The sequence below is a fragment of the Synechococcus sp. CC9605 genome, from assembly GCF_000012625.1.
GTDB lineage: Bacteria > Cyanobacteriota > Cyanobacteriia > PCC-6307 > Cyanobiaceae > Parasynechococcus.
The window spans coordinates 2,382,689-2,409,114 of the sequence record NC_007516.1 but is presented as its reverse complement, the minus strand read 5'-3'; the positions used below and the strand labels follow the sequence as shown (position 1 = coordinate 2,409,114).

Annotated in this window: 29 protein-coding genes and 1 tRNA gene; 10 read left to right on the top strand and 20 right to left on the bottom strand. The window is 55.4% G+C overall.

What is annotated here, in order from left to right; genetic code table 11:
- Nucleotides 1-33 precede the first annotated feature (33 nt).
- The 3 genes from SYNCC9605_RS12910 to gcvT form a co-directional block, all read right to left on the bottom strand.
- Complete coding sequence (locus tag SYNCC9605_RS12910) at nt 34-1,167, bottom strand: RpoD/SigA family RNA polymerase sigma factor (RefSeq protein WP_011365519.1); 1,134 nt, start codon at nt 1,165-1,167, stop codon at nt 34-36.
- A 103-nt stretch (nt 1,168-1,270) separates the two neighbouring features.
- Nucleotides 1,271-3,100 (bottom strand): aspartate--tRNA ligase, encoded by a 1,830-nt coding sequence (gene aspS, locus SYNCC9605_RS12905; protein ID WP_011365518.1) that lies wholly within the window; start codon nt 3,098-3,100, stop codon nt 1,271-1,273.
- Between the two features lie 49 nt (nt 3,101-3,149).
- Complete coding sequence (gene gcvT / locus SYNCC9605_RS12900; RefSeq protein WP_041435315.1) at nt 3,150-4,253, bottom strand: glycine cleavage system aminomethyltransferase GcvT; 1,104 nt, start codon at nt 4,251-4,253, stop codon at nt 3,150-3,152.
- Nucleotides 4,254-4,383: 130 nt separating this feature from the next.
- Between gcvT and SYNCC9605_RS12895 the strand changes: the two genes are divergently transcribed.
- A complete protein-coding gene (locus SYNCC9605_RS12895; protein ID WP_011365516.1) occupies nt 4,384-4,596 on the top strand; it encodes a hypothetical protein in 213 nt (70 codons plus the stop codon).
- A gap of 84 nt (nt 4,597-4,680) precedes the next feature.
- Complete coding sequence (locus tag SYNCC9605_RS12890; RefSeq protein WP_011365515.1) at nt 4,681-5,076, top strand: Crp/Fnr family transcriptional regulator; 396 nt, start codon at nt 4,681-4,683, stop codon at nt 5,074-5,076.
- Here the strand turns inward: SYNCC9605_RS12890 and speB are convergent.
- Nucleotides 5,073-5,948: an agmatinase gene (speB, locus tag SYNCC9605_RS12885; protein WP_011365514.1), complete on the bottom strand. Its 876-nt coding sequence runs from the start codon at nt 5,946-5,948 to the stop codon at nt 5,073-5,075. The genes SYNCC9605_RS12890 and speB overlap by 4 nt on opposite strands.
- On the bottom strand, nt 5,945-6,787 hold the full coding sequence (gene speE / locus SYNCC9605_RS12880) for a polyamine aminopropyltransferase (RefSeq protein ID WP_011365513.1): 843 nt from the start codon (nt 6,785-6,787) through the stop codon (nt 5,945-5,947). Before speE ends, speB begins: the two co-directional genes overlap by 4 nt.
- A gap of 269 nt (nt 6,788-7,056) precedes the next feature.
- Between speE and arfB the strand changes: the two genes are divergently transcribed.
- Nucleotides 7,057-7,488: an alternative ribosome rescue aminoacyl-tRNA hydrolase ArfB gene (gene arfB, locus SYNCC9605_RS12875; protein ID WP_011365512.1), complete on the top strand. Its 432-nt coding sequence runs from the start codon at nt 7,057-7,059 to the stop codon at nt 7,486-7,488.
- On the opposite strand, the gene mazG is transcribed toward arfB, so the two are convergent.
- Both mazG and SYNCC9605_RS12865 read right to left on the bottom strand, forming a co-directional pair.
- A complete protein-coding gene (mazG, locus tag SYNCC9605_RS12870) occupies nt 7,485-8,318 on the bottom strand; it encodes a nucleoside triphosphate pyrophosphohydrolase (RefSeq protein ID WP_011365511.1) in 834 nt (277 codons plus the stop codon). The genes arfB and mazG overlap by 4 nt on opposite strands.
- A 33-nt stretch (nt 8,319-8,351) precedes the next feature.
- A complete protein-coding gene (locus SYNCC9605_RS12865; protein ID WP_011365510.1) occupies nt 8,352-8,861 on the bottom strand; it encodes a metal-binding protein in 510 nt (169 codons plus the stop codon).
- A 31-nt stretch (nt 8,862-8,892) separates the two neighbouring features.
- On the opposite strand from SYNCC9605_RS12865, the gene SYNCC9605_RS12860 reads away from it, so the two are divergent.
- Nucleotides 8,893-8,964, top strand: a tRNA-Val gene (locus tag SYNCC9605_RS12860).
- 161 nt (nt 8,965-9,125) lie between these two features.
- On the top strand, nt 9,126-9,491 hold the full coding sequence (locus tag SYNCC9605_RS12855; RefSeq protein ID WP_011365509.1) for a hypothetical protein: 366 nt from the start codon (nt 9,126-9,128) through the stop codon (nt 9,489-9,491).
- 1,552 nt (nt 9,492-11,043) lie between these two features.
- Here the strand turns inward: SYNCC9605_RS12855 and SYNCC9605_RS12850 are convergent.
- The gene (locus SYNCC9605_RS12850) at nt 11,044-11,292 is read right to left on the bottom strand and encodes a DUF3104 domain-containing protein (RefSeq protein WP_041435308.1); all 249 of its coding nucleotides are present in this window, start codon (nt 11,290-11,292) and stop codon (nt 11,044-11,046) included.
- 2,086 nt (nt 11,293-13,378) lie between these two features.
- On the opposite strand from SYNCC9605_RS12850, the gene fldA reads away from it, so the two are divergent.
- Nucleotides 13,379-13,894: a flavodoxin FldA gene (fldA, locus tag SYNCC9605_RS12840; RefSeq protein WP_011365506.1), complete on the top strand. Its 516-nt coding sequence runs from the start codon at nt 13,379-13,381 to the stop codon at nt 13,892-13,894.
- Between the two features lie 1,194 nt (nt 13,895-15,088).
- On the opposite strand, the gene SYNCC9605_RS12835 is transcribed toward fldA, so the two are convergent.
- Both SYNCC9605_RS12835 and SYNCC9605_RS14185 read right to left on the bottom strand, forming a co-directional pair.
- Nucleotides 15,089-15,457: a hypothetical protein gene (locus tag SYNCC9605_RS12835; RefSeq protein WP_011365504.1), complete on the bottom strand. Its 369-nt coding sequence runs from the start codon at nt 15,455-15,457 to the stop codon at nt 15,089-15,091.
- 309 nt (nt 15,458-15,766) lie between these two features.
- Entirely contained in the window at nt 15,767-16,132 is a 366-nt protein-coding gene (locus SYNCC9605_RS14185; RefSeq protein ID WP_011365503.1) for a hypothetical protein, read from the bottom strand.
- Nucleotides 16,133-16,451: 319 nt separating this feature from the next.
- Between SYNCC9605_RS14185 and SYNCC9605_RS14180 the strand changes: the two genes are divergently transcribed.
- From SYNCC9605_RS14180 to SYNCC9605_RS14170, 3 genes are all read left to right on the top strand, one after another.
- Nucleotides 16,452-17,036, top strand: coding sequence for a phycobilisome rod-core linker polypeptide (locus tag SYNCC9605_RS14180; protein WP_374699855.1), 585 nt, complete (start codon nt 16,452-16,454; stop codon nt 17,034-17,036).
- Nucleotides 17,037-17,086: 50 nt separating this feature from the next.
- Entirely contained in the window at nt 17,087-17,389 is a 303-nt protein-coding gene (locus SYNCC9605_RS14175; protein ID WP_071813105.1) for a ferredoxin, read from the top strand.
- A 115-nt stretch (nt 17,390-17,504) separates the two neighbouring features.
- Complete coding sequence (locus SYNCC9605_RS14170) at nt 17,505-17,663, top strand: metallothionein (protein ID WP_071813076.1); 159 nt, start codon at nt 17,505-17,507, stop codon at nt 17,661-17,663.
- Nucleotides 17,664-18,556: 893 nt separating this feature from the next.
- Here the strand turns inward: SYNCC9605_RS14170 and SYNCC9605_RS15650 are convergent.
- From SYNCC9605_RS15650 to SYNCC9605_RS12805, 6 genes are all read right to left on the bottom strand, one after another.
- Entirely contained in the window at nt 18,557-18,691 is a 135-nt protein-coding gene (locus SYNCC9605_RS15650; protein WP_041435881.1) for a high light inducible protein, read from the bottom strand.
- A gap of 286 nt (nt 18,692-18,977) precedes the next feature.
- On the bottom strand, nt 18,978-20,045 hold the full coding sequence (locus SYNCC9605_RS12825; RefSeq protein WP_011365498.1) for a primase-like DNA-binding domain-containing protein: 1,068 nt from the start codon (nt 20,043-20,045) through the stop codon (nt 18,978-18,980).
- A complete protein-coding gene (locus tag SYNCC9605_RS13495) occupies nt 20,046-21,290 on the bottom strand; it encodes a DUF3854 domain-containing protein (RefSeq protein WP_156783141.1) in 1,245 nt (414 codons plus the stop codon).
- Nucleotides 21,291-21,462: 172 nt separating this feature from the next.
- Nucleotides 21,463-21,711, bottom strand: coding sequence for a hypothetical protein (locus SYNCC9605_RS12815; RefSeq protein WP_011365496.1), 249 nt, complete (start codon nt 21,709-21,711; stop codon nt 21,463-21,465).
- Nucleotides 21,712-21,726: 15 nt separating this feature from the next.
- Nucleotides 21,727-21,987, bottom strand: coding sequence for a hypothetical protein (locus SYNCC9605_RS12810; protein WP_011365495.1), 261 nt, complete (start codon nt 21,985-21,987; stop codon nt 21,727-21,729).
- Between the two features lie 145 nt (nt 21,988-22,132).
- The gene (locus tag SYNCC9605_RS12805; RefSeq protein ID WP_049749505.1) at nt 22,133-23,302 is read right to left on the bottom strand and encodes a hypothetical protein; all 1,170 of its coding nucleotides are present in this window, start codon (nt 23,300-23,302) and stop codon (nt 22,133-22,135) included.
- Nucleotides 23,303-24,369: 1,067 nt separating this feature from the next.
- On the opposite strand from SYNCC9605_RS12805, the gene SYNCC9605_RS12800 reads away from it, so the two are divergent.
- The gene (locus SYNCC9605_RS12800; RefSeq protein WP_083757101.1) at nt 24,370-24,555 is read left to right on the top strand and encodes a hypothetical protein; all 186 of its coding nucleotides are present in this window, start codon (nt 24,370-24,372) and stop codon (nt 24,553-24,555) included.
- A gap of 87 nt (nt 24,556-24,642) precedes the next feature.
- Here the strand turns inward: SYNCC9605_RS12800 and SYNCC9605_RS12795 are convergent, their stop codons facing one another.
- Genes SYNCC9605_RS12795 through SYNCC9605_RS12780 form a run of 4 tightly spaced genes read right to left on the bottom strand, consistent with a single transcriptional unit; the run spans nt 24,643 to nt 26,425 of the window.
- Entirely contained in the window at nt 24,643-24,948 is a 306-nt protein-coding gene (locus tag SYNCC9605_RS12795; RefSeq protein WP_011365492.1) for a TIGR03894 family protein, read from the bottom strand.
- 57 nt (nt 24,949-25,005) lie between these two features.
- Entirely contained in the window at nt 25,006-25,242 is a 237-nt protein-coding gene (locus tag SYNCC9605_RS12790) for a chlorophyll a/b-binding protein (protein ID WP_011365491.1), read from the bottom strand.
- A gap of 38 nt (nt 25,243-25,280) precedes the next feature.
- The gene (locus SYNCC9605_RS12785) at nt 25,281-26,018 is read right to left on the bottom strand and encodes an MBL fold metallo-hydrolase (protein WP_011365490.1); all 738 of its coding nucleotides are present in this window, start codon (nt 26,016-26,018) and stop codon (nt 25,281-25,283) included.
- Nucleotides 26,015-26,425: a Fur family transcriptional regulator gene (locus SYNCC9605_RS12780; RefSeq protein WP_011365489.1), complete on the bottom strand. Its 411-nt coding sequence runs from the start codon at nt 26,423-26,425 to the stop codon at nt 26,015-26,017. Before SYNCC9605_RS12780 ends, SYNCC9605_RS12785 begins: the two co-directional genes overlap by 4 nt.
- Nucleotide 26,426 lies beyond the last annotated feature (1 nt).

Sequence of the window (26,426 nt, the reverse complement as noted above, 5' to 3'; positions counted from 1 at the left end):
CTATAGCGTGGTCGGGAGAGTTGGACTGTTGGTTCAGGAATCAAGGCTCTGGATGTAATCCCGGATTTTGCTGCGTCGTTGGGGTTGCCGCAGCTTGAGCAGGGCGCGGGTTTCGATCTGACGGACGCGCTCCCTTGAGAGTTTCAGTTCTTCCCCGATCTGGGCCAGGGTCTGGGGCGTGTCGTCCTCCAAGCCGAAGCGCCGGCGCAGGACAGCGGCTTCCCGACTGGTGAGTTCATCCAGGAGATGCTCCAGGTCGTTGTGGAGTTCGTCGTGGGTGAGGGTCTGCTCGGGGGTGGCGTGGCCGTCCTCGATCAGATCTCCGAGCTGGGTGTCCTGTTCGCGGCCGACACGGGTGTCCAGAGACACCGAACGGGGCACCCGGGCCAGGGTCTGGCGCACGGTGTCTTCACTGATGCCCAATTCGCGAGCCAGATCCGCAATCGAGGCAATGCGCCCTTCGTTGCTCGCAATCTCCTGCTGGACCCGTTTGATCCGGTTCAGTTTTTCGGTGACGTGAACGGGCAAACGGATCGTGCGGCTCTGGGTGGCGATGGCCCTGGTGATGCCCTGACGAATCCACCAGTAGGCGTAGGTGCTGAAGCGGAAACCACGGGTGGGGTCGAACTTCTCCACGGCCCGTTCCAGCCCGAGCGTTCCCTCCTGGACCAGGTCCAGGATTTCCATGCCCCGCTGTTGGTACTTCTTGGCCACCGCCACCACCAGGCGCAGGTTGGCCTGAATCATGTGGTCTTTGGCTCGCCGTCCGTTGCGGAGGGCAAGTTTCAGATCTTTGGCTTCCAGCTGGGCCTGTTCCGCCCAGGCCTGATAGCCCCGGTCAATTCGCTGCTGCAACTCGGGCAAGGGCAGATCGGCCGCGCGGGCCCATTCCTGCTTGGTTGGCCAGTGGCTGTGCTGGTTGGCTTCCCGGCGTTGCAGTTCTTCGAGACGGTGCAGTTCACCGATAGCGGCATCGCTTTCAGCCAGCTTCTGTTGCTGGCTGAGCAGTGCTTCGCGGCGCTGCACCAAACGGGCCAGGGTGACCTCCTCCTCATTGGTGAGCAGGTCGACCCGGCCGATGTCCTGGAGATAAAGCCGCAGCAGATCCGTGGTGCCGCTGCTGCGGCGCTCACGGGTCCCCCCGGTCCTTCGGGGCTTGCTGGGCAAAAGCTGGCCTTGGTGAAGTCCAACTTCAGGGTTCCTCGCCGTTGACCGCGGTGCGACAAATGCGCTGATTCCCTTCGGGATCTGCTCAGTCCCGCTGCAGAGGTCAGTCCTCCTGGTCGGGCTCGACCCAGGTGCTGGCCACGTGCAGTTCTTCCAGCTGTTTGTCGGCCACGCCCCCTGGGGCACTGGTCATCAGGCAGCGGGCCTGCTGGGTTTTGGGGAAGGCAATGGTGTCGCGGATCGATTCCTCTCCCGCCAGCAGCATCACCATCCGGTCCACACCGAAGGCAAGGCCCCCGTGGGGGGGTGCGCCCACATCGAGAGCGTCCATCAGGAAGCCGAACTGTTCCTGAGCCTCCTCAAGCGTCAAGCCAACCGTCTGCAACACCTGGCGCTGCAGTGTGGAGTCATGGATGCGCAGGGAGCCACCGCCGAGCTCAAGGCCATTGAGCACAAGGTCGTAGGCCTGGGCCCGAGCTCCTGGCAGGGTTTCGGACCACTTCGACGCATCGCCGCCGAGATCCTCAGCATTGGGAGCGCAGAAGGGGTGGTGCAGGGCCTCGTAGCGGTTCTCGTCGCCGTTGAACTCGAACATCGGGAAGTCCACCACCCAGAGGAAGTTCCACTGGTCGTTGTCCCGGTCGGCCTTAACCATGCCCAGCTCCTTGGCCAGGTACTGGCGCACCCGGTCGAGAGCCTTGTTCACCGTTGCGGTGTCGCCGGCGCCGAACAGCAGCAGGGTGCCGGGTTCCGCGCCGGTGCGGCTGAGCAGCTCCTGCCTCTGCTCATCGCTGAGGTTGTCCTTGATGGCGCCGATCGTGTCGATTTCACCGCCGTCGCGCACGCGGATGAAGGCCAGGCCACCGGCACCTGCTTTCTGGGCCTCGCTGAACACATCCCCGCCCGGCTTGATCCGCACGTTGCTCACTGCATCGTTGCCGCCGGGCACCGCGATGCACTTCACAGCGCCGCCGGCCTTCACGGCACCGCTAAACACCTTGAAGCCCATGTCCTTGACGATGTCGCTCACGTTGGTGAGCTCCATGCCGTAGCGGGTGTCGGGCCTGTCGGTGCCGTAGTGCTCCATGGCGTCATGCCAGGTAATGCGAGGGAAGGGCCGCGGCAGTTCGATGCCCTTCACGGTCTTCCAGATGGCGCAGATCAGTGATTCGTTCAGCTCAAGGATCTGCTCCTGATCCATGAAGCTCATCTCGATGTCCAGCTGGGTGAATTCCGGCTGGCGATCGGCCCGCAGGTCTTCGTCGCGGAAACAGCGGGCCATCTGGTAATAGCGCTCGATGCCGCCCACCATCAGCAGCTGCTTGAACAACTGGGGGGACTGGGGCAGGGCGAACCATTCGCCGCCGCAGACCCGGCTGGGCAGCAAGTAGTCGCGGGCGCCTTCCGGCGTGGAGCGGGTCAGCACCGGGGTCTCCACCTCGATGAAGCCTGCGTCCTCCAGGAAGCGACGGGCGGCCTGGATGGTCTGGGCCCGCAGCCGCAGGTTGTCGTTCATGCGCTTGCGGCGCAGATCCAGATAGCGGTGGCGCAGCCGCAGTTCTTCGCGAGTGTTCTCCTCGTCGTGCACCGACACGGGGAAGGGCAGGTTGCCTTTCACGCTGTTCAGCACGGTGATGCCGCTGGCGAGAACTTCAACAGCCCCCGTGGCCAGCTTGTCGTTCAGCGATTCGCCAGGCCGGGCCCGCACTTTCCCCTCAACCTGCAGCACGGTTTCGCTGCGCAGATGCTCGGCGACAGTGAAGGCGTCGGCGCCCAGATCCGGGTCCACCGTGATCTGCACCGTGCCGCTGCGGTCGCGCAGGTCGATGAAAATCACCCCGCCGTGATCACGGCGTCGATCCACCCAGCCGCACAGTTGCACCTGCTGATCGATGTTCTGTTCGCGCAGGTCGCCGCAACCGTTGCTGCGCATGGGATATCTCAACTGGAGAAAAGTGAGTTTCCCACAGCAGCGGTGAGCTTCAGGCGCGTTTGTAGAAGGGCTTGCGAACGACCGTTGCCGGTTGGGCCTTACCGCGGATCTCCACGCTCAGTTCTGTGCCGAGCTTGGCGAGGGACGGCGGAACGTAGGCCAGGGCGATCGCTTCTTCCAGGGTGGGGGACCAGGTGCCGCTGGTGACGATGCCCACCGTCTCACCGTTATGGACAACGGGGTAGTCGTGGCGGGCGATGGCACGACCCTGCAGCTTGAGCCCCACGAGGCGTTTGGTGGGTCCGGATTCCGCAGCTTGCTCCAGTGCCTGCCGGCCCACAAAATTCACGGGCATTTCCAGGTGCACGAGCCAACCCAATCCCGCCTCGAAGGGGTTGGTTTCGTCGTTCATATCCTGGCCGTAAAGGTGCATAGCGGCCTCCAGCCGCAAGGTGTCCCGCGCCCCCAGGCCGCAGGGGGTGACACCGCGATCGAGCAAGAGCTGCCAGAGCTTTTGTCCGTCATCGGCGTTGAGCAGCAGCTCGGCACCGTCTTCGCCGGTGTAGCCCGTGCGAGCACTAAACACCGGTTGTCTAAGTCCTTTGAGGTTGAGCATCCGGTGGCCGAAGCGGGGCAAGCCGCTGAGCTCTTCGCCGCTCAGCTCCTGAAGCACCCCTATGGCTTCAGGGCCTTGTAGAGCGAGCAGCACGCCGTCCTTTTTGATGTCGGTCACCTTCAGGCCAGCGGGCTCCATCTGTTCACGGATCCAGGCGGTGTCGCTGTCGGCGCAGGCGGCATTGATCACCAGCATCAGCGCACCCCGTTCGGCATCGATGGCCCCGCAGTCGTAAACGATGAGGTCGTCGCGGATGCCGCCACGCTCGTTCAGCAGAACGGAGTAGCAGGCTTCGCCGGGCCCGATGCGGTGCAGATCGCTGGGGAGCAGCCGTTGCAGCGCATCCTTGGGATTGGCACCTTCGAGGCGCAGCACTCCCATGTGGGAGATGTCGAACATGCCGACCCGTTCGCGAACGGCCTTGTGTTCCTGGATCAGGCCGCTGAACTGAACCGGCATCTCCCAGCCGGCAAACGGCACCATGCGGCCCCCGGCGCTGCGGCAGGACTCGAACAGGGGAGTGCGCTGCAGGGACATGGGGGCGGCCGATGGGAAGCGCATTCTTATGGAGGGCTTCACGATCCGGAAGGGAACCCGGAAATTTGCCCCTATCCATGGTCCGTTTTGTAGGCCGTCACTAGCTTGAGCGCGTTTCCGGGGCGCTTTTTTGGCCACCAGCTCCTGCTGTCGCAGCTGTCAGTACTGCACTCTTCCGGCAGGTGCCAAGGGGTGGTGCCGTCTGCGCCGGTTGGAGGTGCACGCCGAGATTGCGGATCTGATGGTCTGTCACCACTGGACCCCCCGTTCCCCCAAGCTTCCGGTTCTGCAGAGCAGCAGCGTTGGTGAGCGTCAGCTGGAACTGGATCGCAGCTTGACGTGAGTTCGGATCCATCCACGGCTCAGCCATTGGTCATGGCCACCACCGGATGATCGCGGGATACTGCAGCCACCCCCCGTTGTTGCCTTGTCCGCCTCGGCTCCGCTGACTCCTCTGGAACTCATCCAGGAACAGGCTGAGGTGGATCGCCTGACGCTTCCCACCGGCACAACCGTGTTCTGCGCCGGCGAGCCGGTGCAGTTCATCCATGTGATTGAACGGGGATGGGTGGAGCTGAGCAGCGGTCCGTTGAACCGCATCCGCTTTGGTTCCGGTGAATTGTTTTTCTACGAAGATCTGGTGGATGGCACCGAGTGCCACAGCCGAGATGCCACAGCGGTGTCGCCTGTTTCGCTGTTCCGCTTGAGCCGTACCAACTTTCTGGCACTTATCCACCGGCACCCAACGCTGGTGCTGCAATTGCTCAGCAAACAGCACAGCCGTTTGCGGCAGCAGCGGATTGATGCGCGGCACTTTTATTAATCGGCACCGAGGAGGAGAAGCAGGCTGCGGGTCACCTTGGCGGCCAGGACTGAGCTGATGCCGCTGGTGTCGAGTTGTGGGGCCAGTTCCACCACATCGGCCGCCACCAGGTGATGCTCCTGGAGCATCGCGATCAGGCTGGCGAAGTCAGACCAGTGGTAACCACCGGGTTCAGGGGTGCCCGTGCCCGGCAGAACTGAAGGGTCAAACCAGTCGAGGTCGACGGTGAGATAGATGGGTTTTCCCTGCAAGGGAGCGAGCGCCTGTTGAAGGGCATCGATGCTGGGCATCAGCCGTCCGCTCTCGTGCAGTTCGGTGAATTCCTCGCGCGTGCCACTGCGGATCGCGAGCTGAAACAGCGTCTGGCTGGGAAGGACCTCCAGACAGCGGCGCATGGCGCAGGCATGGCTGTGGCGGGCCCCCAGCCAGTTGTCCCTGAGATCGGCATGGGCATCCAGTTGCACCAGCACCAGATCGGGGTTGCGTTGTGCCACGGCTTCCACGGCTCCGGAGCTGATCGAATGCTCTCCGCCCAGCATCAGGGGCCTGAGGCCCAGGGCGAGCACGGCTTCGGTTGCCTGCTTCACCTTGGTCAGAACCGGCTCAGGGTTGCCGAAGGGAATCTCCACGGCACCGAGATCGGCAAAGTTGAGGTCCTCCAGATCCAGGTTGAGTTGCGGGCAATAGGTCTCCAGGCCAGCGCTCACCTCTCGGATGGCGGCGGGGCCAAAGCGGGTGCCCGGTCGAAAGGAGGTGGTGCCGTCGTACGGCACACCAAAGAGGCCAACGCGGCAGTCGGCAGGGTTGCGCCGGGATCCCATGAAAATGGTGCCGTCAGTGTCGAACAGCCCACTCGGCGGATGTGCGGTCATGACTGCAGCTCCCGTTCGATGAAGGCGGGGATGGCGTCCATGGCCCCCCGCTGCCAGCGCGGTGACCAGATCTCGCAGCCTGCAGCGATGGCCTGGCTGCGCTCGAGGTCGGGAGTGCAGTAACGGGGTGTGCCCATGGCAGCGAAGGTCCAGCTCCACCAGCCGCTGGGGTACATCGGCACCCAGCCATAGAGCGGGTCGGCATGGTCAAACACCTCGCGCAGCAGGCGCACCATGGCGATGTGAACATCGCGGAAGGCTTCCGGAGATTCGCTCTGCGTGCCGAACACGCCCCCGGGCTTGAGCAGCCGTCGGCAGTTTTCAAAGAAGGCGCGGTTGAACAGGCCTTCGGCGGGTCCGGCGGGATCAGAGCCATCCACCAAGACAACGTCATAGCTCTGGTCGTCAGCCTGCGCGGCCCAGGCGATGCCATCGCCCACCGTGAGCTGGAACCGCGGATCGGACCAGGCGGATCCACCGATGTCGGGAAGGTGTTCTTGGCTGAGTTCCACCACACGCCCGTCAATTTCCACCATGTCCAGCCACTGGACGTCTGGGTGGCGCAGGCATTCCCTCGCGGTGCCGCCGTCTCCGCCGCCAATCACCAGAATTCGCGCGATTGAGCTGGCACTGCACAGGGCTGGATGCACCAAAGCCTCGTGGTAGTGGCGTTCCTGCTGTTCCGCTGTCATCCAGCAGCCATCCAGGAGCAGCCCCCGCCCGTAGCGCTCACTGCGAATCACGCTGATCCGCTGGAACGGACTGGTCTCCTCGACCAGCACCTCTCCCCTCAATCCATAGCGGACTCCGCGGTGTTCTTCGTCAATCCAGCTGCTCATGGGCTGTGGTGGGCACCTCTCCAGCTAAGGACCCGGGGGTGCTGCTCTCAAACACCAGATCTAGTGCTTTTGGGATTGACGAACACAACATGTAGAGGTTAAATGTGTTTGGTTGGGGAGCTGCTGTGGAAGAGGGCAGCTCCAAAGCCTTTTTCGTCAGATCAAGGCTTTTGTTTTACCGATAGGGCTCAGGGTTGATGCAGGTGTTTCCTCTGCGAGGCATCAACCCGGTGGGACCATCCTGTTGTCTTTAAGCCAGGAGACGGCTGGTGCAGAACCTGGAGGTGAACGAGCGGTTGACCATTCCTTCCAGGGAGCTGCGCTGGCGGTTCAGCCGCTCATCCGGTCCCGGCGGGCAGGGGGTCAACACCACCGATTCCCGTGTGGAATTGCTTCTGGACTTGGCGAACTGCTCCTGTCTGGGTCCATTTCACCGCACCCGATTGCTGGAGCACTTCCAGGCCCGGTTGGTGGAGGGTTGCCTACGGGTTGTGGTCGCAGAAGAACGCTCCCAATGGCAGAACCGTCAGAAGGCTTTGCATCGCATGGGGGAGCTGCTGCGGGAGGGCTTGCAGCCACCGCCGCGTGCCCGAAAGGCCACCCGGCCGGGTCGTGGTGCCGTGAAGCGACGTTTGGACACGAAGAAAAAGCGTGGGGACCTCAAACGTCAACGGCGCAGCCGGCCATCCCTGGACGATTAAACGGTGTCGCTTGGTGAGGACTGCTCCGCCTTGATGGCTGCCTTGGCCTGTTTCCAGAGGGTCTCCAATTCGTGGATGCTGCGGCCCTGAAGATCCCCTTCCAGGGCAGCTTCAACACGGGAGAAACGATCTAGGAAGCGCTGGTTCGTGCCGGCGAGTCCTTCTTCGGGTTCGATTTGGCACCAACGGGCCACATTCACCAGGGTGAAGAGGAGATCGCCCAGTTCCTCCTGGGCATGGTCTTTGTTGCTGCTGGCCACCGCTTCCTTGAGTTCGTCCAGCTCTTCATGGACCTTCTCCCAGACGCCGTCCATGTCATCCCACTCGAAGCCGGCTTTGGCTGCTTTTTTTGAGATGGTCATCGCTCCAGCCAGGGCCGGCAGGCCGCGCACCTTGGTTTTAAGCCTGTCGCTCAGTGGACTGGTGGAGCCAGCCAGGGCCTCCGCCTGCTCTTCCAGCTTGATGGCGTCCCAGCTACGTCGAACGTCGTCACTTGTTTTGGCGTCGGCGTCCCCGAACACATGGGGGTGACGGCGGATCAGCTTGTTGCTGATGCCATCGGCGATCGCATTGAGATCAAACCGTTGCTCCTCTCCAGCGATCTGGGCGTGCAGCACCACCTGCAGGAGAAGGTCGCCGAGTTCTTCCTTGAGGTGCTGGTCATCACCCTGACGGATGGCATCAGCCACCTCGTGGGCTTCCTCCAACACGTAGGGCACCAGGGATGCATGGGTCTGTTCCAGGTCCCATGGACAACCCGTTGCTGGGTTCCTGAGTTGTGCTACGACATCGACCAGTCGTTGCACTGCAGCAGAAGGAGCGTTGGCCATGCCTGGGCAACAACAGGGGCAACGCCCACCTTCTCATCGCTGTCGTTTTGTCGACCATTCCTTGGGCCAGGGGTCGCCATCCAGGATTAAGTGCATCCAGGCACTGCCCTCCAAACCCACCAGACACGCGATGAATTCGCGTGGGTGCTGACGCATCAGTTGCTGAAGCGTCGTCAGCAGCATCGCTGGTGAGAGTGCAGGAACCACCAGGGTCACAATCAGGCACCAGATGAGCAGCACCCCCAGGCGCGCGCCCATTCCCAGCACGGGTCCATGGGACCAGAGCGAGCGATGGGGGATTAGGAGGCGATAGGGCCACCAGAGGAAACCGAGGGGGCCCCACCGCCGCAGCGCATTGGAACGGGTATCAAGATCGGGGGACAGCCAAAGTCCTCCTGCCAGACAGCTGGCTGCGGCAATCAACGCTGCAACCCATCCCAGCACCAATCCAACGGCAATCCCGAGCGGGAGGCTCAGGGTCCAGATGCTTTGGTCGTGGCGGCGACCCGCTGCCAAGCTTTCGGAGCTTTCGTGTGCCCCCAACCTGACGCGTTAGGGCAGAATTTGCCGCATCGGGCGATTAGCTCAGCGGTAGAGCACCTCCCTTACAAGGAGATTGTCACTGGTTCGATCCCAGTATCGCCCATTCCTCCAAAGTAACGACCAGCATTGGCTTTATGCTCTGAGCAGGGAGGCCACTTTTCTTGATTTTCATCTAGGTGTACTCTAAAACGTGCTCCAAATAGTCCTATCGTTGAGTCGGCCCAAAAGTTCGCATTACCAGCGGCTTTCACGAGTTGATCGGCTATGCCGCGAGCTACCGCAACAGAGACACTGGAGCGAGTCGAACACCTCCAGGGAATGATCCTGGAGGGGCAGCCAAATACCGCTTGTCTCACTTTTGCGAGACAAGCGTGGGGGGTCTCCAGAGCGCAGGGCTACCGGCTTCTGAAGAAGGCATGGGCGCAGATCAAGGACGACATCGATGAGAGCGGCATCGACCGGCAGGAGCTGCTGTCGTGGTCAATCCAAACGCTGATGGCCGCGGCTGGGCAGGCGATGCAGCAGAAGAACCCTGGCGCCGTGGTGAGCGCCATCCGCCAGCTCGATCACATGACCGGCACCGGATACCACTCCCACCGCGGTTACGGCATCAACAGGCGCAAATGCTGAACAAGCTCCTCATTTGATCGATGACTCAGCACGCAAAAGCCCCGACGTAGTCGGGGCTTTCACTGACCTTGGACGGATAATTAGTTATAGATCCAATCAACACAAGTATGTGTAGATTGATTCAAAAGATACTTTTCGAAGTAGCCAAGGGGCCATCTCCTCTTTCGCTGGGCTAGCGAAAGAGGAGAGTGCATTGGCCCGTCGATCCCGTCCAAGGACGACTTAGGAATCTTGACCGATGGTATTCATATTGGATGTGATGAATATTTTCAATTGATGTGGCATGCAGCACAAATTATTCTCGCTTATGAAGCCTTAGGGTCGACTAGCTGAAGAATTCGAGAAATTGCTTGATGCAGTACATTTTCTTGCTTATGGCCCATATTTTACTCAAATTAACCAATTACATCACATTCTTTGGTTAATTTTGGATGAACTCGATTTAATCAATGTTTAGATTATTTTTAGTGATTTGTTGAAGGTGGTTAAACCTAATTGGGATTATTTCGTCCATGCACCTTTGGAAGAAGGTTTAGTGCGCTTTGAAACCAAAACTGAGCGTGCACTTTACGCAAATGTTGTTGCCTCTGAAGCGAACTGGATGGAATCTCAAAGTTGTGAACGTCTCATCGTTTATTTGAGAGCAAGGCAAGATTTGGAGTCTTTTCGAGAAGGATTTAGAGCCAAGGGAAGTTAGTTCTATAAGTCAAGATATAGTTAAATACATAGCTTCTCACTTGCAAAGCTGCTAATGGGCATGCCTCGTCTTTTATTTTTTGGTGATTTGCAGGCAGTTTATTGATGCCTAATGACGCATGTGATTGGCTTTTCGCATATGATTAAGATGTCCTCGTTCATTGGCCAACAGCGTGCAATATCTTTTGGTTCAGGGCAGGGTAGAGTTCGACATAGTGATCTTTATTTTAGAAATTAATGCATAGCAAATTTCTCTTGCTATGCATCAAGACTACACTGCTATTGCACTTCTACTTTTTACTGCATTACCGCTTTTGTGCGTTGCCGCAGCGGCGTTCTTCTATGTTAAGAATAACGAGCGGAAAACACCGCTTAAGAGGGAAGATTTTTGTCGATAAACCTACGGCATAGGGGTTCTTGGGTTAGTGGTGACTGATCCCTTGAGTAAGCCACGTCGACTGAAATGCTAAATGTTGGCCAGAAATAGTTGTCGGAAGACAATAGAAAAACAACTAATTATTATCACTACGATTTCATGCCGATTCTGGTGTCTCCGCTGCTCGGAGTTGTGAAACCTGGCTAAGGAATGATTCTTAGGTCTTAGACCTTTAGGTGCTGCCCGCCTCCAGCTAGATAACGCTGAACTGACGTCTCCCGGTCAGAAGAGAAGCCAGCTTTCTTGTCAGCGCCCAATGACCACGGCTTGCCATTGGATGGAGGTCTTGGGGACTCCGAAGAAATAATCACATTGTCGTTGAGTGGTCTCTCTCCAGATGAAGCAATGTCAGAGTCAAAATGATTCGCGTCAACGTTCCGAGGTGCAGGAGTTTGCTCATACGCTGTGTATGCCAGCACTTCAGACCCTTGGAACGATGTGAGTCACAATGTCAGCATTGACCCAGTTGGTGATGTGATTATCCACATATGTCACCTGGAAAAACTTTGGAACCTTCGGGTTTTTGGCGCTGCCAATAACGTTAACGACGTCAGCCATGCGCCAGGTCTCGTCAGTGTTCTTGATGATCACCGCCATTCCCGCTTTGACGTGGAGAAAGACCGGATCTGTTTTGGGCGTTGAGACGCCACTTGCATGATCAATTGACATACACCTTTTCAAGTAGGTCTCTACTGCTTCTGGCAGTTAGACGAGTTGCAGCTGCCTATGAAATAACGCTGATCTGACTCCCCGCATCGTCAGAGAGGGAGTCAGTGGTGTTATCAGCGCCCAATGGCCATGCAGGGGCCATTGATTGGAGGTAGACCTCCAACATCACAGTCGCACCGTCCATGGCAACTGCTTGTTCTTAAGAGGCGATGGTAGTAATCAAATGAGCCGCGCCAACGTCCATAGCTGTTCACCTAAATACTGGGCCAGCTGCGCTCTCAGGTTGAGCTGGAGGTGCAGGAGCTTTAATCCTGTTGTCTATCCGCAATGGTGAGAACAGCAGAAGGTTTCCGCCAACCAGCCCTGCCGTGACGACAATCGCGGTGACTACTTCCAGCAACTCAGTCGTTTTTCCCGAGGTCAAGTCACCCTTAGTTAACGCTGAACTGACTCCCCGTCCACCAAGAAAGGGAGTCAGCTTTTCTGGACAGCGCCCAATGGTCCCTACAAAAACCATGGGATGGAGGTCTTGGGGACTCCGGGGACAGAATCACCCCGTCGGGTGCACACCTCGATACAGATGAGGCGATGGTAGTTGCCAAATGAGTCGTCGCAATGTTTTGGCCGTCAAAACGCTGAACTGACTCCCCGTCCGCCAAGAAAGGGAGGCAGTTTTTCTTGACAGCGCCCAATGGTTAAAACGAAAAAACCATTGGATGGAAGGCTCATCCGACTGAAGCTTCCTAAGACAACATCGCCCCTGTCGTGGGCTGCGCTCTTTCAGATGAGGCGACAGCGGCGACCAAATGAGTCGTCGAAGCTAGTCAAAACGCTGAACTGACTCCCCCGGTTGCGAATGAAGGAGTCAGCTTCTGATCAGCGCCCAATGGTCACTGGAGAAACCATTGGATGGAAGCGCCCAGCAACGGAACTCCCAAAGACACGATCAGTTCTTTCGTGGGCTGCGCTCTTTCAGATGAGGCGATGGCAGCGACCAAATGAGACCGATTCCTAGATCACCTTGGACTGAGCTGCAGCGGATGCTGCGACACAACGCCATTGAGGTTTAGGAGACGTTGCTCACCACCAGTCAGATAACGCTGAACTGACTCCCCTGGTTGAGGAGAGGAGTCAGGCCGTCACTTGCTATGTCAACGCCGGACTGGATAAGCGTAGACATACACAGCGTCCAATGGAAATTGCCCCTCCATTGGATGGAAGATCCATGCGACTGAACTTCCGCGGATATCTTCGCTCCTGCTGGGGGTTCAGTGCAGTTCAGATGAGGCAGTGTCAGTAACTAAATGAGGCACACCAATGTGGTGGCAAGCGAAGAATCTGAACCGACTACTCCCTCAAACACAGGAGCCAGTGCTTCTCGTCAGTGCCCAAAGCTTGGATCAACCCGTTGTGGCAAGCCATCCCAACATTCGCGTAGTTTCCATCAAAGGGGCAATGCGCCTTAATGCCGATGACTTTGTGCCCTGAAGGCACAAAAATATGGTCATCGAGATCGGAGGCGTCCATGCGAGACGACGGTCCAACCGAGCAGATCCAAGAAGCAGACTGACTTTCTGGCCCCTGCTCCAACAGTCTCATGAATGACCTGGGTTGGTCGTTTGGTTAGGTACACATCAGATACGTCACGCCATTCGACGCTCCGCTTGCACCGCATGAGGTGCCCTAGGAGAAAACGACCCATCCTCTAGAGCAAATGGCCCCAGGGCGCCTCTAGCCAGAAGCTTCGATCCTTTCTCTCTTCAATAGTGATGGATTGAACCATGCACAAGCGAGCGAGCTAGGCCGTCTCTTCCACCTGGGAGGGGCGGCCTCCTTTTTGCAGAGCAAAATCGTTCAAGATTAGTTTGTGTATTGAATAATCTGCATGTATTCATTTGGCCAAGCAAATAGACAAATCCGATGTTAGTGATTTGGTTTACGGCAAGCATTTTGCTTATTGTCAGTAGAAGCAACTTAGTTTAGACGCATAAGTGAGTTGCATCAGTGCTTTGGGTGACTTCGATATGTCAAATAAGAACAAGGGGAATGAAGCTGATATTTACCATTCAGTATCTTTCTTGGTTTTATGCGCTTTACCATTGTTTATGCGTCTGCAACTGGTCATACAGAAGATATTGCGGAAAGGTTGAAAGTGCTTTTGCCGGGATCGGAATTAAAAGACCTTGATAGAATAGATTTTACAAAAGAGCTGGAAGAGTCTGAGGCACTCATTTGTTGTACTCCAACTTGGAATACGGGTTCTGAAACCAAGAGATCAGGTACAACATGGGATCAGCATATTGATAATATTCCTCATTTATCCTTAAAAGGCAAGCCGATTGCGATTGTAGGTTTGGGTGATTCTGCGGCCTTCAGTAAGTATTTTTGTGATGCAATGGAAGAGCTTTATAAACTATTTGAATCTGCAGGAGGTCGGATGATCGGCCACGTATCAGTTGAGCAATATATCTTTGATAATTCCAAAAGTGTTGTTGACGGCATGTTCTGCGGCCTGCCTTTAGATGAAGATAATGAATCCGAAAAAACCGATGAGCGACTCCAGTCTTGGGCCAGGTTAATTATGCAGGAGGCGATTATATAAAAGTCAATGGGCGCAATATATGCCATTACGAACCTTAGTTAGCTTTTTTAGTTTCCTCGTTCGCGGTTGAACTATTATCACCCTTCATTTTAAATTTTTCCTCTAGAAAATTAACAGGTAAGCCGCCAAAAATAGCTACAATGGCTGGAGTTAATGCCATACTTACTACTAATAGACCAATTGGCTGTCTTGTTGATTCGCGAATGGCTATAACTAGAACACAACCGCAGATAAGTATGTAGAGAGATAAAATAAATATAATCTTCAACGATCGCTTCATAGCCTCTTGGATTTTGTCGACCAAATACTCTTTGTAAAAAATCGATGACTAAGTGTCTTTAGGCTGTGTCCCTCAGCGCCCAATGGTCATCACTCCATTGGATGGAGGTTCTGAGGCTCCACAACAAGCATGGCTTGCGGATGGATGCTGTTCCGTTGCGATGAGGCAATGGCAGTAGCCAAATGATCGTTGCCTATGTTTCTACGTGGTGAAGTCAATAGTGAGACAACGCTGAACTGGCTTCCCACTGAAGAAGAGAAGCCAGTTACTCTCCAGCGCCCCAATGACTGTGGATAGGCCATTGGATGGAAAGCCCTAACGGCAGAACTTCCATAAAAATCATTGCCTCTGCTGTGGGTGATTACTAATCAGATGATGTAGAGGCAGTGATCAAATGAGTCTCATCAATTTTGCCAAAGATGCCTATCAATGCATACCTTTGCTTTGGCTCTGAGGAGTAGTCCCTTAGATGATGTTACTTAACATTAGTACTAGGCCAATGATTCGCAGCACGAAAGGAACCATGGGTCAGGATCTACCTTTGACTACATGATGAATACCGCAGGAGCGGAACGCATAGGTAAACATCACTTTGCGATGTTTAGGCGCTAGTAACGCTTAACTGACTCCCCCCGTTCAGAAGAGGAGTCAGTCCCTGAACAGCGCCCAATGGTCATCACTCCATTGGATGGAAGTGCTGTATAACAGAACTTCCAATGGAATTGTCACTCTAGCCATGAGCTAAGTGCAGTACAGATGAGGTGATAGCTGCATTCAAATGCACGCCAGATATGTTGCGGAATGTCTGGCTAATGCTCTAGACAAAGTGAGGCATTATTATGTGCCTTGACTTTTGGTCATCGAGCATTAGAAGTATTACTAGGTCTACGACTTAAGTTAAAGTTGGGGTGCTATTAAACCAGACCTAGTATTGAGAAAAGACCTCTGCTCAGAGCTATTAATAATACAATTGAAGTGCAAGTTATCAGGCTTAGTGATACCAGCTGAAAAATGATCGGACTTTGTATTTGTTTAGGAGTTCCCTCGTTTTTTTGTTTTCCAAGGGGCTTGTCCCAATAGGCTAAGACCAGTCCTTTCTTGGCCTCAAGTTTGTTGCGTGTGTTGAGTGCGCTGTAGCCAAACTCACTAATTATTTCTGTTTGTTGCCGGATTTTTTTGCTCTCGTTGACAAAGATCGATTGAATCCAATCGCTGTGTGTTTTGATTCCAGTGGCAATCCAGAAAATCGTGGTAATGCCAACAAGAACATTGAGAATGTCCATTAGTTTAAAATCATATCTTCGTTGGCTGCGCTTTCCTCATGAAATAATTTGATAGCAATCCATGTCCAAGATGCTGCTTTCCCTGGATGAATATCGATCTCATTGGGTCGCAATAACTGCGCCTGAATGTTTATTTTGTGACATGTAGATCGTATATTTTTGTGCTTCTACTGACAGCCTGAATAGCTACTCATTTCAAGCAGAGAAGACTTAGTTTGATCGGGCATATCATCTATATGTTTTCTAGTTTGGCTTTATTAATCTCCTACTGCTTTGCAGTTTGTCTGTTTGATTTGGTGGCATCACTTTTCATTTCTCTTCAGGCTGCTTTTTGCTTGATATTGATGTTTCCTCTTTAGCTGAATTTGGCTGTTCTACCGCAGAAGTTTTTTCTTTGTTAGTATTAGTCGTATTGATATTTTTCTCTGTCTTTTGGCTTTTTGCTTCAGGGTTTTTTTTGTCAGTTGTGGGTGTTGCCTTTGCGACTGCTGGCTTTTTTTTGGGCTTAAGTTTGCTTGTATCTAAGGTACTTTCGCCAAAAGACTTGTATCCTAGAAAGAATAGTCCACCTACTACAGGGATAGAAGTAAGCCCGCCTATCGCAATTTCGAATTCGCTTAAAGCCATAGCTCTTTTGTCGTGATGACCAAACCCATCATTGAGGAGTGTTGCCACATGGGACTTTTATAAATTACCTAATGTCGTATCAAATGGTCTTTACAATATGCCTTTTGTGATCGCGGGGTGTGTTGATTATCTTCGTTAGAGGTATTCATTGCTTTTGCCAGTAATTTTTTGATGTCTTTAATAATGCAATATCACTTCAGATTAATTGGCCTCTCTTTCTGCCAGGGCTCGCCTGCCATTCAAGCCATCAAGTCAAAACTCTCGAGTTGACTCAATATCAGCTTCTCGTCAACCCTGTTTGGATCGAGCGCCTGATTTGTCGTCAGAAATAATTGAAAGATGTTATCGGCAGATATATTTTCATGCAATGAGTTGTGATCGTGATCGATTTTTAGAATCACAGCTTAGTTCAGGTTCTATCACCGTAAGAGATTTTATAAGAGGACTACTACTTTCAGATCGTTTTTATAGGGGTTACGTCGAATGCAATGGAAACGATCGACTAGTTGAGCAGGTCATAGGCCGTGTCCTTGGTCGTCCTGTTTACGGACAAGATGAAGTGAAATCTTGGTCCATTGTTATTGCCGAGCAGGGATTTGCAGCTTTTGTTGATGACATATTGGGATCTCCTGAGTATTTTGAGAGATTTGGAATTGATGGAATTCCCGATCAAGTAAATCGTATTTTGCCAGGACGCTCTCAAGAAGAGATGCCTATCTATGAGCGACTTCCTCGCTATGGAGAAAGTTGGCGTGATCGACTGATTCGTGATGGATTAATGATCTCTGTAGATGCCTTCAATAAAATCAGGCGGCCAATGACGGTATCCCGTCTGATCTATGAAAAGCCTGAGGGTCGTCTTTTAAAACTCTGGCTTGTTTTCTTGTTTGTTTTAGGTGTTGGAAGTGTTTCCTTGGTGCTTTTAGTCTTCCGTCTGATGTTCACGATTTGAGTGAGATATTGAGTTAAACCAGAATTATGTACATTTCGGAAAAATCAGTTATGGCAGCTTTCTCGGCTAAATCAGGTAGTTGCAATGGTCTTCGCACTGGGCTAGAGCCATCTTTGGGTGGAGCATTGCGTGAAAAAGCAGTTTGGGTTGATGAGTCTGATTGCATTGGTTGTCGTTACTGTGCACATGTGGCGTCTAATACTTTTGTCATGGTCCCAGAAACAGGTCGTTGCCGTGCTGTGCGACAAGATGGCGATACAATAGATCGAATCCAGGAGGCGATTGATATCTGTCCCGTTGATTGTATTCATTGGGTAGACTTTGAACATCGTGATGACGGCGTAGAGATATGAGCTGTGTGAATACTTTGGTTCTTCTTTGATTGAAGAAACAAGATGCTATAAACATGTTTGAGGGATGCGTCGATTGATTTTTTATCTATAAAGGTGGGAATACTTTGTCAACGCCATGCAAACCACAAACCACCCATGTGCATGTGAACCCTGTGGCTGCTGCGTCAATCCGGAAAAAGCCATTGAGAAAGAAGGCAAGATTTACTGCTCTCAGCCATGTGCTGATGGTCATGCCGGTGATGAGCAATGTTGCTCTAGTTGTAGTTGCTGCTAATTATTCGCAGCAGTCACATCCTTGCAAGTCATCCACTCTGCATTCTTTCAAGGGGAACACCGATACACAGCTAACTATATTTGAATCCCTAAGTACTCGTACTTGAATCCCGCCGTTCGATTCCTCTACTAATTCCAGAGCTAGGCCAACCAGCTCTTCACCTTCGGCATTCTTGTAATTCAATATCACAAGACGTTGAAGTGCTTTTGAATTCAACACTGTTGATAAAGATCCCTGGGACGTTGATCAACGCTGAACTGACTTCCCCGTCGATGCTCATTGGCAGAGAAGTTAGTGAAACTCAGCGCCCAATGGCTGTAGTTAAACCATTGGCTGGAGGTTGTGGATGCTCCATACTGACTATTGCTTTGTCTACGGATTAAGTGCTGACAATATGATGCGTATGCAGCGACTTTTTGAGTCACATCAATGTCCTGGACTCGTTGCCTGCCACTGTTCACGCAACGCTGATCTGACTCCTCCCCTTCAAAAGAGGAGTCAGGCCGTTGCTTGCTGTGTCGGCGCGGGATGGTAACGCTGACACTCAGCGCCCAATGGTCATTGGAGAAACCATTGGATGGAAGGCCCATGCGACTGAAACTTCCGAACAAAGTATGGAACGTAGGTCGGATGCACGTGCTTTAGATGTTGCCAAGAGCAGTTTCAAATGAGCAGCGGCATTGTTGTGATGTCTTGTGACGACTAGTCGGCACCTTGAGCAGAAAACAGGTGTCAGCTCTCGGATCATTGCCCAATAGCCATGGTTGGCCAAAGGGAGCCAAGTGCTGTGTTCCCACCGACGCAAATCGCTGCCACAAGCATTCCGAAGTAAAAGAGCTTGAAGTACCCAAGACGCGTTTCGGGTGCCCAAACATCAATTTCCTCTTTGGGCATCACCCCATCCCGATCTGAGAAAGGATCCCTTGACCTGTGAGTATCTCAGTGCCAAGACCAATGATGAAACCCATCATTGCCAGGCGGCCATTCCAGGTTTCAGCGAAAGATGAGAAGCCGAACTTGCTGTCCATAGCGTCGTTAAAAAACTTAACAACTTTATAGAAGTTCTTCCGTCTCTGTTGTGCCAAATGAATCAACCAGCTCCACAAGCTTTACTTCTGAGCCTTATGCGGTTTTGACAACTCTTGGGAGCCTCCCGAGCGAACACGGACTCAGGTCAGTTCACAGCCCTGCGCCAGCCCACTGTCTCGGGGTTTTGGAGTACGGGTTGGAGCATGTTCCTGATCATCTGCTCCGCGAAATTCATTGGCGATCTGACTTTGCGGGGGCGAAACCATCTCTTGTATTGGGAGAAGGTCAGGCCGGTCGGGGGCCCCAGTGGGGGTCGTCGTCGCCTGATTCGACATCGTAAGTTGACCCGATTGGGGCAGCGTTCAGGCCCGGGAGTGAAGGTTGTGGAGGGTTTGAAGGGTTTTTCCGCTTCGGTTTCTCCCCCTTCTTTGAACCCACTCCATTTCTCTCCGCGTGAAGCGGTGGAGAAAAACTATCCACACTGTTCACCCCTGCCGGAGATCCATCTGGTGGCGCTGGATCCGGCGGTAGATGGTTTGGCGTTGAACTTTCCACCGGTGGAGGGTCAAACACTTCACTGGAGACCGTCAGGCCGAAGAACAGCGCCAAATCGAAGTCGCGCATCGGACTGATGTCGTATCGATTCGCGGTTTTGGTCTCGCGTTTCACGATTGGTAGGCGTGAACCCTCCACCCCTTTGGGAGCCGTCAGTTTTTTCAGCTTCAGGCCGAAGTTCGTGTTGTTCAGGACCGCCCTGCGGCCTTCGTCTGCGCACCACTGCTGGTATCGCTCAAATAGTTTTTTGGCGGCGATGTCCTGGATGCCGTCGGGGTAAACCTCGATCAGGAACTTCAGCCATGGGCTCGCATTGAGCTGCGCCTCGATGGATGCCTCGCTGATGCTGGCGATGCGACCGGCGGCGTCAAACGCCTTCCGGATTTCATCGCGCGATAACGACCAAGCCCACTGCAGGATCCCTGGCAGCTCTTCGCAGAGCTTTTCTTTGAGGTTGGGATCCTTTCGCCGGACCGATTGCCCAATCGAGAAAGTAATGATGCGCCGTTGCATCCCCTCGACGCCACCGGAATCGGAGACCCCAGGCAGATCATTAAAGAGTCGCCAGATCACCACGCCGAGGCGTGCATCAGTTTTGTTTGAGAACTTGCGCCAGACCTGCACCGGCTCGTTGGAAACGATGCTGTTGAACTGGCCTGGATCGTTCACAACTCCGCTGGAGTCGTAGTCGATTGCAGCCTTCTTCCCATGCAGCCCCAGCATTGAGTCAGGGCAGCCGATCATCTTTGGCCGCAGGGTCGCGGCACCATGCCCACCGCCGCAGAGTGCGCGGATCACTTAACCGATCACTCCCTTCCCGCAGCCTTTCGGCCCTGCAATGTCGAACGCTTTTTCGAAGGGAAAGGGTGCATCCTGTTTTTTCGGTTTGATCGTCCAACCGATAGCCGCCCGAAATACTTTCGCGGTGTCGTCGTCGAAGGTTTGCTCGATGAACTGCAGCCAACGTGGGCACGTCGCCTTGGGGTCCCACCGATAAGGGAACGCGAAGGTCAGGCGGTCGCTTGGATCGTGGCCTGGGCGAAGGATGTTGGTACTTAGGTCAAGCGTGCCGTTGCTGAACGCCGCCAGGTGGTTGCCGTCCCAATCGTTGTGCTGGAGGTAGGTCTCCACCTCGGACAGGATCTCCATCATTCGCCGCCCACGACGGTGAAAGTTGTGTTCATCCATCAGCTGGTGGAGGGGTCCGAGCAGTGGATGTTTTCCCGGCACATCCTCCAAGTGCCTGCCGTTGAACGTGAGTGTCCCGCGCGTGGGATGGATGGCGTAACGCTCTTGAAGCACGGAGATGAACGCCTGAGCGATGAAGTGGGCGTTGTCGGCTTCCGGGCTCCAGAAGACAGGCTTCTTGCTTTTCCACTGGACCGCTGGCCGAGCCAAGCGCAGCAGTCGAGCGAAGGCATCGGCCCCATGCCGAACGACGAAATCGTCAGCACCGTTTTTCTCCCCGTTCAGTTCTGACGGGAGAAACACCACGTCGGGAATGTGCCCGCCGAGCCCTGGATCGTCAGGGTGGAAACCGCCAACGATGTGCTCGGTTAGGTCTCGCAAGGCGTCGAGGACCTGGGGCTTGATCACGACATCGCTGTCGAAAACGATGCGGACGGGCCGTTTCCAGTTGATCACCGCCAGCTCTGGGATGGGGGCTGACGTTTCACCGCGACGGTCTTTCCAGCCGTAAACGCCGGTCAACCCAATCGTGGGAAAGCCGTGCGCCGTCAGGCTGTCGGCCTTCTTCTCCCCCTCGGTGATGAGAAGAGGCTTGGTCCCTTGCAGGTATCCCGCGGGCAGCAGCGGTGAAAGGTACGGGCGATTACCCGCACCGGAGAGTGTCAGGTATTTCGGGTCTGACCCTGGCTTGAGTTTGCGGCGAACGAACGGGACACCATCGCCAAAGGTGTACGGCTGGCCCTGGGGGTCGAGATAGGGGATCTCCCAACCACCATCGGGAGTGCAGCGATAGTTCAGCCGCGCGGCGGTGGAGGGGTCGATGCCGCTGGCCGCCAATTCCTCGAACGGAATCATGGCCACCTCCGTTCTCGCGCACGGTTTGGAGCACAAAAGCCCCAGGCGGCCATGCCCAAGTCAGTCTCAGCCTGGTGTCTGGCGCAGTTGACAATCTCCTTCAGTAGGAGGAACTCGCCTAAAGTCGGGCCATTGCACGGACCCTGACCGGCGCTGCAGATTGTGGCGTCGTTCAATTTTTTTGCTCCGACGCCTTGAGTTTGAGGAGCAGCTCGCGGCCCTTGGCGGCCACCAGTCCACGGTGGGCCAAGGCTTCGATCACACGCTCAACATTCCAGACGTAGGAGCTGTTGGCGGACGGACCGTGGCGATAGTGCTCGCCGAGATTTAGGCAGCCTCCGCGGAAATCCATGTTCCGCTTGAGGGTTCTGTCGCTGCATCCAGCAGCTTCCGCCGTTGGGCGGGTCTTGAGCCAAGGCATGGGGCAGACGCACCGTTACGTGCGTGGGGTGCCATCCCAGTTCTCGTGATGAAGGAGTTCCGCCTGGAGCTTGGCCATCCATTCGGCCTTTTTGTCCCGGCGTTTCTGATCAGGATTGCCTTTATCAAGCGTTCCGATTGAGAAGCCTGCGTCTAATCGCACCCGCGCGCGGGTGAAATAGCGAACCAGACGTTCCAGGTGCTGACGATCATGACCTTCAGGCCAATGGGTCAGGCGACCAGGACGAATCGGAATTGGGCGATCAGGACCTTGCATCCAGCAGGGATGATGTGTTCGGTTTGATCCCCCGGAGGCAGACGTGCTGCTGCGGTTCCGATATCACATAAAGAGACTTGCACATGTCACGTCAGGGCGCAACACTTTTGAGGTTTAGGTTGTATTCCTTGACGGCTTTTTCCAGCTATTCTTCGCTTACCCAGGAGCTGTAATAATCCAGATGAACGCGGGTTGTGTGTCCTAGCAACGCGCTCGCCTGGGAATAATGTAGTTGCTTTTCTGAGTTTTTATGAGCGCGCCATGCCCACCCATGCCTTAGTCCGTACGGCTTTAATCCTGGCGTTTTTTTAACAAGAATTCTCCAATATCTGTATCGAGTTAGTAACTGGCTGAAGGCCGCGCCGACTTCCTTGAAGGTATTCTTCTCTTCGACTTTGGCGATTTCGTTCCTGATCGCCAGTGGCAGCTTCCTTACGCCTCTGCCGTTGTTCCAAAGCATTGCCAGCTCCTTCCCTAATCCCTCTTTGCCATTGAGGTCTAGGGGTTTGACCAGGCGCTCAGGCTTCTCCGTTCCTTGCTCGATGGCTTTGGCGTCGCGCTTGACCTGGCCGCCAACGTAGAGCTTCCCGTCATCCTCAAGCCGCATCACCGCAAGCTCGGATGGCCTGAGCCCATAAAGTCCAACTAAGCCCACGGCAAGCCTAAGTTCAAGCTTTCCGTCTGCTTCGAGATTGTCTAACAATGCTTCGAAATCTTCTGGGAGGACAGGAATAGTTTTTGCCTTTGTGATTGTTTCAGTAACTGCTGAGCCAATCAGGCCGCTCATCTTCTTTGGTGGGAGTGGTTGCCATCGTTCAGGCGCTCCCATCTCTTCGATGCCGTGCCGCAGGATCCGGGCTACATCCCGTAGATTCCGGCGTCGCCCATCCTTGCCGGGTGGCAGTTTCAGTTTCCCGGCCTTTCTGTGATCCGGGGGATAAACCTCGTCGAAGTACAGCCGAGCGAAGGCTCTCATCAACGATGGGCCGTCGTTCGGTGTTGGCCGGGCCTTCAGCGTGAGCTTGAACCGGCGGACTCTGATTCGAAGGTCGTCGAGGGTGCCTTCCCGGCGGCTCTCCATCGATTTGAGGAAGTCGTCGGCCGCGGTGACCCAATCGAACTCTCGGAGCGCCGGGGCCTTGCCGCTTTCCTTCCCCAGGGCCTTGAGGCGCTTTTCGTTCGCCTCCTGGATGCTGTGACCCTTCTCGATGAAGGCTCGGATTTCCTGGACCGCGTTAAGGATGCTGAGGCTCTTGTCGGGTTGCCAGGGGATCTCGGTCAGCACCGAAGGCTTCCGGCCGCTCTCCAGCTTCATGGTGATTTGGCATCTCCCCTTCAACTGGCGGATGGTCCAGTTGGAGCCGTTCGCACGTTTGTTGCTGGCCCGCATCTCTGCTTCCCAGGGCTGTGCGCTCCGGCTCATTTGAGGGGCGTGCTCCAAATCGGTGGGCGTGCTCCAAAGTGTGCTCCAACAGGTCGCGACACGCAATGACAGGACGGAGCATGGCTCAAGCTGTTGGGCTTAGAAACCAGTTTTGCTCCGTTTTCTGACCAGTGATTTGAGGGTTTTATCGATTTCGGCTTTCAGTTTGACGGTCTCCCTTACAAGGAGATTGTCACTGGTTCGATCCCAGTATCGCCCATCTCAAAACTCAGAGCAGCACTGGGTTTCGTTGGGTTTTTGCTTCAGCTCGCTAACGCTTCCTCTCCAGGGCCATTGCTTGTTGGCTGGGCGCTGAATTCACCGCGCAGGACGCCTTCTGCCCTTCGCATCATTTTGAGGCAGGTCTCCCTGTCAGAAGCGGCGTAGGCAGCGTCCATGCATTTCACGTACTGCTCCTCTGGGGTCACAAGCCGTTTGCCGTTGGGCGGAGTATCGATCCAATCCCATTGGCTTGCCGTAGCTGCAATTACTCATCCGCTTGGCGTCGGGACAGGCAAGTGTGCAAAGGTGGGGCAACGCCAAAGAGCCTTGCTGAAGGCCCACTGCGCGAGAACCGATAACTCGATTCCATGAACCGAAGATCCAGCACTCCCCCGAGGGAGTGGCGCAAAGCTGGCAGCAATGCCAGCCGAATTGACCTAAGTGGCTATGCCTCATCGCAGCATCGTCGTTTTCTGAAAGCGGAAGCAGAGCAGAGCGCAAGGGAGCCAAGGCATCACTGACAACGCCCTTGCAAGCAGGGGGGTCAAGCCCCACTCAGCCGTTGCTGCCGTCATCCATGCCGCGTCGGATCAGGCTTTGCGTTAGCCAGAGCAGACCGATGAAACCGGCGGTGACAATCAACAGCGTCAAGGTTCAGGCTGTGGTGTGGATGTTGCGACGTTGAACGGCTTGCCACCAGATCATCATTGGAAGACAGGCCTCAAAGGCATTTGGTGATGCAGTTGTTCTTGGCGCTTGTGGTGCCCGTGGTTCTGCTTGTGGGGCTCACTGCGCTGCTTGCGACGGGCAACTTGTCGTTCTCTCGCAACGCTGCTTGGTTGTTGGAACGCCAAAGCAGCATTTGGATGACTGGAATCGTGGCCCTTGCTGCCGCTGCGGCGGTGCTTGCCCTGCAGCGCTAGGCCGTTTTGCTGAGATGCCTCCACAAGCCACACCCATCCCGCTAAGAACGAATGGGGATGGGCTGTTTTGTTATCAGGCGGTTGTGATCAGCGGCTGCTGGAACGCTTGCGCACCACCCTGGGGGTTTCCCGCTCGGTTTTGGCTTCCGTTTCAGTCACCGTCTTGTCTTCGCCGGCTGCTTCTCCTTGCCCGGGCTCGTCGTCGGGTTCCTGCGCCTCAATCACCCCAAGCACCATCGCGGCTTCCAGCTGATCGCTCATGTCACCGATGGTGAGCAGAGCTTTCAGGACCAGCTGGGCGCGAGGCGCTTTGGGCAGACCGGGGCGGAGCTTCTTGGTGGTGTTCCACAGCTCCAGGGCCACTTCCTTCAGCAGTTCCTTGTCAGCAGCCATTCGATTCGAACGTGAATCGCACCATTCTCGTCATCGGGGGGTTGTCCCCCTCCCGGATCAGAAGCAGAAGGGCAGGAATTGGGTGCGGCAGGCGGCGTAACCATCCACCAGGGGACCCAGCCCAATCTGGTGAACGATGCCGGCGCCGGTGAGCCCCTCGGTGATGATTCCGATCACGATGCCGAGCATGGCGGCACGGCCGTTGAAGCGTTCGGCCTTTTTGAGCTGCTCCATGTGGATGTCGCGGGTGGCGACGCCCTGGAACCAGGAATCGTTGGCCTGTGTGGATTTCATCGATCTCAAGCTGTTGTTACAAAGCTTAATCCGAAAAATCAGTTTTTCAGCAGCAGGCGTTCTCCGGGTGTCGGGTCGGTCCAGCGGCTGCTGGCGGGCAGCTGGGCTCCAGTGCTGGCCACGGATCCTTTCATTTGCAGGGCCCGACTCAAGGCACCGCCAAAGCGCACGTCGCCGCCGGAGGTGCTGGCGAGCACCGTGCTCGGTTGGAAGCGTTCCACCAGTTGCGGCACCACGGAGCAGCCTTTGACAAACGCCCCAAGTGCTGGAAGGCCTAGATCCACCATCGGCGTGATCACGGCATCCAGCGGTTGCGGCTCCAGCGCTGGATCGAGAAAACCGTGGGGTTCCAGATAGAGCGATCCTGCCGGATGCTTTAGCAGATAACCGTTTTCCACCATCGGCACCGGTGCACCGGCGCTGGCCCGCACCTGCAGGCCCTGATGGTTGGTGCGCTCTCCGGGGGAGAGGGCTTTCACGCTCGTGAAGCCCAGGCGATCCACCACCCGTGCAGCAGCCACCGATCCAATGACGGGCAGGTCCTTGGGGAGGAGCGCCAAGGTTTCCGGATGGGCATGGTCCGCGAGCCCCTGGGTGAGCAACAGCAGGTTCAGCTTCTCGGGGACCTTGCGCTCACAGGGCAGCTCCCCCTTCAGCAGCCACTCCCCTGGGGGGAAGCTCAGGCTGCCGCGCAGCCATGGATCCACCAGAACGCGGAGATCATCGAATTCGAGCAACCAGCCATTGGCTCCGTAGTAGGTGGCGGCCAGGGTCATGACGGACTTTGCTGCCGCTCGCGGCAGTCGCTGCAGAGACCAAAGAATTCAAGCGTGTGAAACAGGAGATCGAAGCCTTTGCGGCCTTCTTCGGGCACCTCCAGGTCGTGAATCGGGCAGTGGTCGAGTGCCTGGGTCTTGCCGCAATCGACGCAGGTGAGGTGGTGGCGATCCCGCTCCAGCGGCGCATAAAGTGCTTCCCCATTGGGCAGGTGGCGGCAGCGCACTAGGCCCCGTTGCTGCAGCTGGCGCAAATTGCGATACACCGTGGCCAAGCCCATGGCTTGGTCGGGTTCCAGGCTGCGGTGCAGCTGTTGACCGCTCATCTCATCACCACAGGCCTGCAGGCTCGCCAGCAAGACCTTCTGGCGGGCATTGATCTGGGTGGCAGGGCGGCGAGTGGCCATG